Below are 9,238 nucleotides of genomic sequence, written 5' to 3' on the forward strand. Positions count from 1 at the left end.
TGAGTCCAGTTGAATACAGAACTCAATCTCATTTAACCGCCTGAAAAACTGTCCAACTTTATGGGGTCAGTTCATTTCGGTGGTTTTATAACATCATTATTTGCAAACTAGATTCATAATCTCTCTATCGCTTCCAGAGTTACCAACCCCTTGAAACTTTAAATCTTCATCTGCAACTGGCTCTTTTTTATCTCTATGAGGCCACAAAATACTAACAACATGTTTTCTAGCAATAGTATGATTTTTACAATCATAAACTTGAGTATTATAAAAACCATATTCGCGAAGAGCCCAACCGCTGTAACCAGGTGAATATGATTCATTAAGCACAAACTTTTCTATGAGTATTACTTTGTCCCCATTCTTAATATATGGTAGCCCAAGATATATTTTTGACTCATCTGACTCAATTAACTTCCACTCCTTAATATCTTCAGAGTCCAAGGCATAAGTTAATGCTGGCAATAAGAGTAGAATTAAGAGAAATATTTTCATAATAAGACTTATAAAATAAAAAAAATTAATTTATCAATTAGTTGAAATATTAACAACTTAGTACTGTACTTCTACTGATCTAATGCTATTAAAACTATGCCTCTTTAAATCTTTTAACCACTGAACTGCAAAACAAGCCTGAACCTGTAAAGGCCCATCTTCTTTGATTTTATATGATCGAGCAGACTCTAAACGTACAACGTTATAACCCATCTCAGCAGCAACATCGTAGCGATCCATACTCCAAGCTTTGGTAGAAAGTTTCCCACCTCTACCGCCTGACCATGGCCCACCTGCAATCTCAATTAAAATTCTGTGTTCAACCAAATGAAAATCAAAACGCCAGTGCTTAGTCGATTTAAATTGAAATTTCTTTTCATATTTAATTTCTAGAATTTGCAGAGCATTTTCTATTTCTTCCTCAGCTTCTAGATAACGATCAGTAGCCTTAGGCAGCGGTCTAGTTCTTGGTTTTGTTTTGATGGGCTTCTTGTTGGTTAAGGCTTTGTATTTTTGAATATCCACGATTATCCACGGCGTTTTAATTAGGTCGAATTCGACCTAATTGGAATTTTAGGTATTAAAAAACCACCCGAAGTGGGTTACTCTCATATCAACTATCTATTTTTCAAGTACAATATTAACAATCCAACTGGTGCTATCGCCCACGCAAAGAACCAACACATGAGCCTTGCTACCAAAATAAACCAAATGCTGAATAAGTTGAGATGGTAAGCGTAAACATTATCACCGCGTATCAATTGCCACAAATAATCATACAGAAATTTAGCATATGGATATAAAACAGAATTCAGCACCACAAATCCTTTTATGATCACTAGATCTTGTAGTGATTTTGGATTACTAGATCTAGCCTCCAATGCATCCATCATTAACCAAATAGCAACTCCAAAGGCAATACCAATAAATAGATTTCTAAAATAGTATTCTCTTCTCAAACCACCAAAAGTCATATAAATAAAGTTCAACATAATGATTTTTATCAAATAATATTGATATTTATTTTATCATTAGGTTGTTTTTTTTAAATTGCAAATTAGCTCACATTTCAGCCAATAAGTTTTTAATATTCTTAACCTGCTGGCGATGCCGACGAATCTTTGAATCAACATCTATCATTTCTTTGGCTGTCATTAAGCCACGACTTAAGTTCTGTAATTTCTCTATCTCGTCACAGAGTGAGCGTAGGTTTTGTTTTGCTTCTATTTGATTCATTTTAAAAATCCTTCACTGTGCGCTCAGCAATACACATTGATATATAGCTACTTATTTCTGCCTTACCAGTTTCTAGAAATGCACTCTCCATCTGTTTTAAGGCTGCAATCTCATCCTGATACATCGAAATAAGGTAAATATCACCTTCTTCACACACAGCCTTACAATTCTCAAGTGCCTTTATTGTGTTATCCAGCATCTGATTAAAGAAATGTTTTCGGCTTTCCTTATTATTGTTTTTATAAAGATCGCTATGAAATTCCTCTGGATCGGCGTTATAAATCATTTCATATATGTGCATTATTTCTTCTCAGCAATATAAACCTGACCGCCAAAGACCATGGGCTTTTTCTGAGTGATATCTCTTTGGAAAAATCTAAAGCACATCACATAACCAATGAAAAACGATATAAGTCCAACTAAAACATATGACATTACTTTTCTCCACGCAAAAAGAAACCCACAAGTGGTGGGCTGTATTAAATTACTTATGTTTTAAACATGGTTTTAAATATATGGCTGACCTAACAGGATTCGAACCTGTGACCATCCGCTTAGAAGGCGGATGCTCTATCCAGCTGAGCTATAAGCACAAAACCTCCCGAAGGAGGATATTTGTTTTATATCTTACGTTAAGCTTCTTATGTAAAAATCAGACAATAATGCCCTTAGGTACCATTAATATATTTGTGTATTATACCTACCAACAAATCATTTACCTGATCATTCGACAAATTTGAATCAAGCCAAAATTTTAAATATCTACTACCAACAATTATTAATTTTCTTTTGTATAAAATTGACTTTCCAAATGAGTCCGTTACTTTAAAGTGTTTTTTTTGCGTCTTAGCAGGTAAGACAACACTCCCGTGCCATCGACCACCTATACAAATATCCATCTATTATAAACGCCATTGAACTTGAAAAATCAAAATATTATACCCATCATCTTTTTTATCATATGATTTTTTTATTCCAAATGTAAAAAAATAAAACCTCTACAAATAGGTCATATAAAACTCGCATTAGCTACCACAGAATATCTATCCTATAGTTCATAGCTACACCCTATTTTAAAGAACCTGAATAGGCACAGTATCCTTTACTTTTCGGTTTCATCATTCATTTTGTGTGGGGCATCACTCCCAATTCAGATGATCACTTCCCTCTAGGCAAAAAAAAGCCCAGATGCGTACTCTGGGCTGTAAAAGCTTCGATGATGGTATATATCAAAGAAGCAATAACAATATGACATAGAATCTATACTTAACCAAATTTTCAACTATGTTTAAAACATATGTCGTTAATTATTTTTAATTTAATACATATTAAATTCAGTTAAAACTTCAGTTTTAATAGATTTAGAGCTTGAGCATAAAAAACCTCCCGAAGGAGGCTATTAGAACAAAGGATTTAAGATACTAATTTATACAACTTATTTAGACCTGTATAAAAAGACTTACCATCCAAGTTAAGTTGGAACAAATCTCCTGATTCAACTTGAATTTGCTTACACACTTCAACCCAAGTATGACCAGACATCGTATTTTGTTTACGTTTAAACGGAATTACTTTCACGCGAATCTGATCGCCATTTACTGCTTTGGCTGTCATCCAGCCATTTGAGATATTCATTTTTTCACTCATTAAAGAGCTTTTGTAAAATAATAATAATTAACCATTAAAATCAGTTGAGAGGATTTGAATCTAAGATCAAGAGAGGCTCACGCCTACGATTAAGTTTACATCAGCATTTACATTTACTCCCCACATTTGCGAGGCATATTCAGTGAATTACTGAAAATTCGTCCACTGTGCCATAAATATGCCATACCAGTGACGTCACTGTCAAACACTAGATCCCTCATCAGCAGTATCATCGCTTATATCTTCCAACTTAAAGACAATAAATGGATATTTGCAATGAAGCGCTGCTAAACCACATTTTAAATCAAACTTAGTTTCCATAAGTGTTCTTGTATGATTAACCATATTTGCAATCGAGCATCCATAAAAATATCGGTCAATAATCGAATGTAACCAACCATCCAACACATCTGACTGACCTTGCATATCTAAAATAAGACGCTGTACTGCCCTTGCTTCATTATCTGTGATTTCACAAACTGTTTTATTTCCCTTTGGCCTTGGCACCACCAAATCACCTGACATGTAATCAGCGATAATTTGCTTTTGCATTTCAGGCTTCATTTTATATTTACGTTTTTTAACAGCCTCATCCATAGCCACAGCAATAGGATTCACTGATCGACCGCAAACACCAGAAGCTGAACGCATCCACGCCCCAAATTGATATAACCACCCTTCTAAATCATATTTAGACCAATCAACCGCCTGCATAATCGTTACTGCTGTATTCATTCTGATCACCTTAAATCTTTGCCAAGTCTAAAATCGTCATAGTTCCCCAGTGAACCGCCCCAGTATCGATGTAATGGCAATTATCCCGCTTCATTGGTTTTTGCATTACTGTATGACCCATAATCACAGCATCAACACCAGATACGTGGGTATATTTGTCATTATCTAAGTCAACACGATCTCGTCTCCACATTGCATGGCTGTGAGCCTCGTTTAATGGATCATCAGAGAGCAATGATTGCTTAAATTCATCCCAGTTATTTTGCTCAATATGTCCATGCACAAAACCATACTTACGACCATTATGATTAACCTCAAGTGCTGTAGGTAATCGAGAAAACTTCAATGCAATTTCACACTGTATGTTGTGGTTTAGATCATAAAACCACTCACCTCCATTGGCTAAATGACAACGCTTAAATGCATCGTTATCAAGGCCACCAATACAAAGATCTTCATGATTACCACAGATAGATGTGAACCAATCCTGATCAAGCAAATCAACACATTCTAAATTCTGAACACCACGATCAACCAAATCACCAACAGCCACCAGGAGATCATTTTCAAAATCAAAGCCGATCTCAGTCAATTTAGTCATGAGCAAGTTATAGCAACCATGAATATCACCCACGGCGTAAACCTTGCCTTTAATTTCTTTATCCCAAACCTTAACTAAACTCATGCTCACACCATCCCCTTAATCTGCTCTATCGCCCTACCGCTCTTCACATCCGCCGTGCTAAACCTCAGCACCGTATAACCCAACATTGCTGCCGCGTTATACTTTTCCATATCTGCTTGATAACCACTGCCTCTTGTATGCCTTCCATTACTCCAAATACCGCCCTCAACCTCGATCAACAGCTTCGTCCCAGTTAAATAAAAATCAGCTCTCCATTTTCTATCCTGGTGAAACTTAAACTCTGTCTCAAAACCAATCCCATGAACTTTTAAATGCTGAGCCAGTGTTGCTTCGCCTTCACTTACTACCTTTTGAGTTTTAACCGCAGGACGCTTACGTCTTACGGTCTTTTTCTTAACAAGCTGTTTGTACTCAGCTATCGACATACTGCTCATAGATAACCTAGTGCGTGATGTACACTCTGCTGTGATGATGCAAACACGGCGATAACGATAAGGATTAGTATGCAAATCAGGAACTGGTTAGGTGTCATGAGTACTCACTAATAATCTTCAAAATCAAAATCACAGCAAGTAGAGCAATCAAAAAACCTAGACCAAACAAAAAACCTCGGTTCAACCACTCTCTAACAGCAACATCATTGAATCCGTTGTTAAGCCACTTCCATAAAAACTTGACTGCAAACATGAGTACAAAGGCGAATACGATACAAACAAGGAAATCTTTATTATTCATACTCACTACCTAATACATAAACAGTTCCAAGAATTGCTTGAACAGCAGCATATATTTGCTCTCCATCACCATCCTGATAATTGAAACTGTTAACAAATGTAGAAAAGGTCAGACCCTCACCATTCTTTTTTGACCACTTAACCCAACGGTTTGCCACATCTAGTGCTTTCTCTTGAAACTTTTCTAAAGCAAGCTTTTGGGCATTTTTTTCTCGTCTTGATATGATTAACTGACGCTCTTCTGGAGTTAAACGGATTGATTTCACTGACAAGCCTCCACGTCGGCGATGGCTTGCTTGAATCTGATTGTTGTGCAACTCAAATCATCAACAAACCTATGTTCAAAACTGCTTATGTTGTTCTTATCAAGGTAATATAGACCCAGCTTACAGCTATCCAGTCCGTCAAATCTCTCCACCAACTCATGCGACTCAACCACACGGCGAAGTTCCTCAAACTCAAACCCATTTGCCTCGATAAAATCTTGCTCAGTGATAAAACCCGACTCCAAACAAGCAATGTCTCGGTGTGCTAGATCTAGGCCATATTGCTTAATAAATTCGTATGCGTTCACACCATCACCTCACTAAATAAATCGGGACTTTGAGCAGCTGGATTCAGCCATAAACACTCAGTACGTAATGCGGTACCACGACCTGCCGAAATACGAGCACTGGTATCAATTCGTTTCCAACCAACTAAAACATCGCCATAAAGCTCACATGGATAACCTGAAAGCATCACCATTCCTTCTAGCTCGAGTAATGTTTTCAATAATTCCTTGTGATCCTGATCATCCATTTCATGGCGATAGATACGACCTGACTTAGCACCGTCATAACGTGTATCCATCACGTATGGTGTATCTACATAATGCAAAGTTGCTTTAGCATCATGATCTTTAAGAACTTGAACTGCAGGACGATTCTCAATAAGCACACCACTTAAACGCTGGCCAACAATTCCCAAGTGTTCAGGATATGTAGACCATAACGATTGCGCAGTACCATACTGGCGCTTTGTATCAATACGAAAGCCTGTAATACCTTTGGTTGCCCCTGCTGACCCAAAACCCATTTGAGCCCGAACACATACACGGCGTGCACGTTCAATTTTGTTTTCGGTAGGTTCCCATGCATTCTCAAAATCAGCTCGACTATATGGAGTCAAAACCAGTTGCTCGATTAACTGTTCTCTCGAGCTAGAATCTCGCAACACTTCAAATAGATTTACGATGTCACCATCAAGGTCGTTATAAACTTCTGCATATGCACGTGGTTTTTGAAGTAGAACCCCAGCTGCTCCACCAAATGCCTCTGTGTAACAAGTGTGGTTAGGCATTTGAGAAATAATCCAGTGGGCTAAACGAAACTTGCCGCCGTGGTAGCGAATTAACGGGTGATCTAGTTTCATGCCACCTCCCTCAATTTTTCTTCATGTTTAAAGTTGGCCATAACCAATGCGCGTGATAATTGAGGACAAACTGAATTACCGACCATTCTTGTTTGTTCAGTCTTAGTTAGCTTTACATCTGCGCCATGTTCATCAAGACCACGATCAAATACATACGAATCAGGAAAACCCTGCGCCTTGAAAAGCTCAACTGGTTGCAGCATCCGAAAGCCAATGTCTGCGATCTGATAGTCTTGGCCAGCAATTTGAACCAAGCCAAAACGGTCTTTAGTTGGGATCGTACGCAATGGCTCAGCAATGGAGTTGCCATCTTTTTCGTTGCCATAAAATGCAGTTAGAAAAGCTCTAACTTCTGCAAATTGGTTTACCGTTGTCATCGCATGGATTGGTGTATTGATCTCTTGCCCCACACAATTGTTTTTCATCTTTGATAAATGACTAACCACCAATGAGTTGTGATCTTTAGCTGTAACCGTGTGTACTGGCTCCTGAATATCGCTACCAACAACACCTGTATAATTCTTTGCTAAAAAAGCTGAAACTACTCCATGATGACCACCTGTGGTGATTGTATGTAGTGGTTTTTCGGCACTACCGCCGTGATGACCAGTTGTATTAACAACAAGGCTTGGTGCAATCAATGCATGGTGACCACCTTTAACCTGAGCGCAGATAGTTCTCAAAGGCTCATCAATTGACATGCATCTTTGATTTGAAGCATTTGCACATTCGGTTAAAACAGGCGCGATACTGTTTACAATGAATGGTTTTGCACTGTTAATCACATAACGCTCAATGCCTTTTGCAATGCGATCCATTGTTGCTTTAGCTAAAGGGCGCTTACGTGTGAAAATACTCGGACACTCGATAGACCAGTCGATGCACTCAGCTGCAGTCCGCCATGGTTTTAATTTTCCACTTTGAACCATAGGTGAATCAGGATTGCCATGTGTTGGCACTGGCCATTGAATCTTTAAGCCATCACGACGAGCAATTAAGAAAAAACGCTTTCGAATTGTTGGTGAGCCATAATCACACGCACGTAACTCTCGCCAGTCAACAACATAACCTTGTCGTTTAAGTGCATTCACAAAGCTTTGAAAAGTACGACCTTTGCTTTTCGGGCATGGTTTACCATCTTCTCCAAGGTCACCCCAAGTTTTAAACTCTTCAACATTCTCTAGCATGATTACTCGAGGACGAGTTTTAGCTGCCCAACGAAGTGCAACCCAAGCTAAACCTCTGATTTTCTTTTCTACAGGTTTTCCACCTTTAGCTTTTGAGAAATGCTTACAGTCAGGAGACAACCAGACAAGACCTACGGGTTGATTGTTTGTGACTTCAATCGGATCAATATCCCAAACTGACTCGCAGTAATGTTTAGTATCAGGATGATTAACTCGATGCATAGCCAGTGCTTTAGGATCATGGTTAATTGCTACATCAACAGGACGACCAAATGCTTGTTCTAAACCAGTGCTAGTTCCCCCACCACCTGCGAAGTTGTCAATAATGAGTTCATGAGGTAATAAATTAAAATTCATGCTACTTCACCCACCCTTTGATCAGCCCAATTACATTCAACTACTGTCAACCCATCATGTTGAAAGCGAGACCATAGGCGGTCACCTAAATTCTCTTTAAGATCATCTAGCCCAAAGTTCGAAATAAGCATCGTTGGCTTTTTCTCGTCATAACGTGCGTATAAAACCTTGTGTACTAACTGCAAGCGGCTTTCGTGTTGGTCATGCAAGCCATACTCATCAAGAATCAATAAGTCGGTATCTGTGAATCGGTAAATCGCATTAGCTTCACTGTCATCAGCCTTTTTCCAGGCATTGGCTATCTCATTGGCCATATCCTCAGAAGTGATGTAGCGAACGTACTTACGTTGATCTAACAGGTTTCTAGCCACGGCGCAGGCTAAATGGGTTTTTCCAGTACCAGGGCGACCAATCATGATCAGATTACGATTCATCCCTGCCAAGAAATCTTTAGTGAACTTGGCACAGTTTTGCTTAGCTTCTAACTGCCCATTGTTTTCAGTGACGTAATTGCCAAACCCACAGTTTTCATGACGACTCGGTAACTGAGCGCCTTTGAAATGATTTTCACGAACCTTGATGTTTACAGCGTGTTTGTGTTCTTCGTTACCACGCTCCAAAGCCTCAAGACTGCATTGTTTGCAGAACGTGCGACCATGAAAAGAAATCTTGTTTTGCATGTGTGTTGAGCAGTATTCGTTAGACTGCTGCAAATCAAAACGTAGAGCCATTGCGTTCATATCAAGCCCTCTAAATCAATTTCGCCAACTGGTGGCCCATAATTCTGA

General features: G+C 38.6%; 14 protein-coding genes and 1 tRNA gene. All 15 read right to left on the reverse strand.

The features are described 5' to 3' along the window. Positions 1 to 96: 96 nt before the first annotated feature. The 15 genes from RFH42_RS16475 to RFH42_RS16545 all read right to left on the reverse strand — a co-directional run bounded on the left by RFH42_RS16475 (position 97) and on the right by RFH42_RS16545 (position 9,190). Positions 97 to 495 (reverse strand): hypothetical protein, encoded by a 399-nt coding sequence (locus RFH42_RS16475; protein WP_308977006.1) that lies wholly within the window; start codon positions 493 to 495, stop codon positions 97 to 99. A gap of 57 nt (positions 496 to 552) precedes the next feature. Then, positions 553 to 1,020, reverse strand: a complete 468-nt coding sequence (locus RFH42_RS16480) for a hypothetical protein (protein ID WP_308977007.1) — start codon at positions 1,018 to 1,020, stop codon at positions 553 to 555. Between the two features lie 92 nt (positions 1,021 to 1,112). Next, positions 1,113 to 1,487: a hypothetical protein gene (locus RFH42_RS16485; RefSeq protein ID WP_308977009.1), complete on the reverse strand. Its 375-nt coding sequence runs from the start codon at positions 1,485 to 1,487 to the stop codon at positions 1,113 to 1,115. 70 nt (positions 1,488 to 1,557) lie between these two features. Beyond that, positions 1,558 to 1,731 (reverse strand): hypothetical protein, encoded by a 174-nt coding sequence (locus RFH42_RS16490; protein ID WP_308977011.1) that lies wholly within the window; start codon positions 1,729 to 1,731, stop codon positions 1,558 to 1,560. Position 1,732: 1 nt separating this feature from the next. Beyond that, positions 1,733 to 2,032 carry a hypothetical protein gene (locus RFH42_RS16495; RefSeq protein ID WP_308977012.1) on the reverse strand — a complete coding sequence of 100 codons (300 nt, stop codon included), beginning with the start codon at positions 2,030 to 2,032 and terminating at the stop codon, positions 1,733 to 1,735. A gap of 215 nt (positions 2,033 to 2,247) precedes the next feature. Continuing rightward, a tRNA-Arg gene (locus tag RFH42_RS16500) sits at positions 2,248 to 2,325 on the reverse strand. Positions 2,326 to 3,144: 819 nt separating this feature from the next. Then, entirely contained in the window at positions 3,145 to 3,366 is a 222-nt protein-coding gene (locus RFH42_RS16505) for a transposase (protein ID WP_308977013.1), read from the reverse strand. Between the two features lie 213 nt (positions 3,367 to 3,579). Further along, a complete protein-coding gene (locus RFH42_RS16510) occupies positions 3,580 to 4,113 on the reverse strand; it encodes a hypothetical protein (protein ID WP_308977014.1) in 534 nt (177 codons plus the stop codon). A 10-nt stretch (positions 4,114 to 4,123) separates the two neighbouring features. Next, entirely contained in the window at positions 4,124 to 4,798 is a 675-nt protein-coding gene (locus tag RFH42_RS16515; protein ID WP_308977016.1) for a metallophosphoesterase, read from the reverse strand. A gap of 2 nt (positions 4,799 to 4,800) precedes the next feature. Continuing rightward, positions 4,801 to 5,193, reverse strand: a complete 393-nt coding sequence (locus RFH42_RS16520) for an endonuclease domain-containing protein (RefSeq protein ID WP_308977018.1) — start codon at positions 5,191 to 5,193, stop codon at positions 4,801 to 4,803. Between the two features lie 293 nt (positions 5,194 to 5,486). Beyond that, a complete protein-coding gene (locus RFH42_RS16525) occupies positions 5,487 to 5,759 on the reverse strand; it encodes a hypothetical protein (protein WP_308977020.1) in 273 nt (90 codons plus the stop codon). After that, entirely contained in the window at positions 5,756 to 6,067 is a 312-nt protein-coding gene (locus tag RFH42_RS16530; protein WP_308977021.1) for a hypothetical protein, read from the reverse strand. The genes RFH42_RS16525 and RFH42_RS16530 overlap by 4 nt, the downstream gene beginning before the upstream one ends. Beyond that, positions 6,064 to 6,906 carry a DNA adenine methylase gene (locus tag RFH42_RS16535; protein ID WP_308977022.1) on the reverse strand — a complete coding sequence of 281 codons (843 nt, stop codon included), beginning with the start codon at positions 6,904 to 6,906 and terminating at the stop codon, positions 6,064 to 6,066. Before RFH42_RS16535 ends, RFH42_RS16530 begins: the two co-directional genes overlap by 4 nt. Next, positions 6,903 to 8,450, reverse strand: coding sequence for a DNA cytosine methyltransferase (locus RFH42_RS16540; protein WP_308977024.1), 1,548 nt, complete (start codon positions 8,448 to 8,450; stop codon positions 6,903 to 6,905). Before RFH42_RS16540 ends, RFH42_RS16535 begins: the two co-directional genes overlap by 4 nt. Continuing rightward, positions 8,447 to 9,190: an ATP-binding protein gene (locus RFH42_RS16545; RefSeq protein ID WP_308977026.1), complete on the reverse strand. Its 744-nt coding sequence runs from the start codon at positions 9,188 to 9,190 to the stop codon at positions 8,447 to 8,449. Before RFH42_RS16545 ends, RFH42_RS16540 begins: the two co-directional genes overlap by 4 nt. Between the last annotated feature and the right edge of the window lie 48 nt (positions 9,191 to 9,238).

Origin of the sequence: Acinetobacter rudis, assembly GCF_031157835.1 — a bacterium.
Lineage (GTDB): Bacteria > Pseudomonadota > Gammaproteobacteria > Pseudomonadales > Moraxellaceae > Acinetobacter > Acinetobacter rudis_A.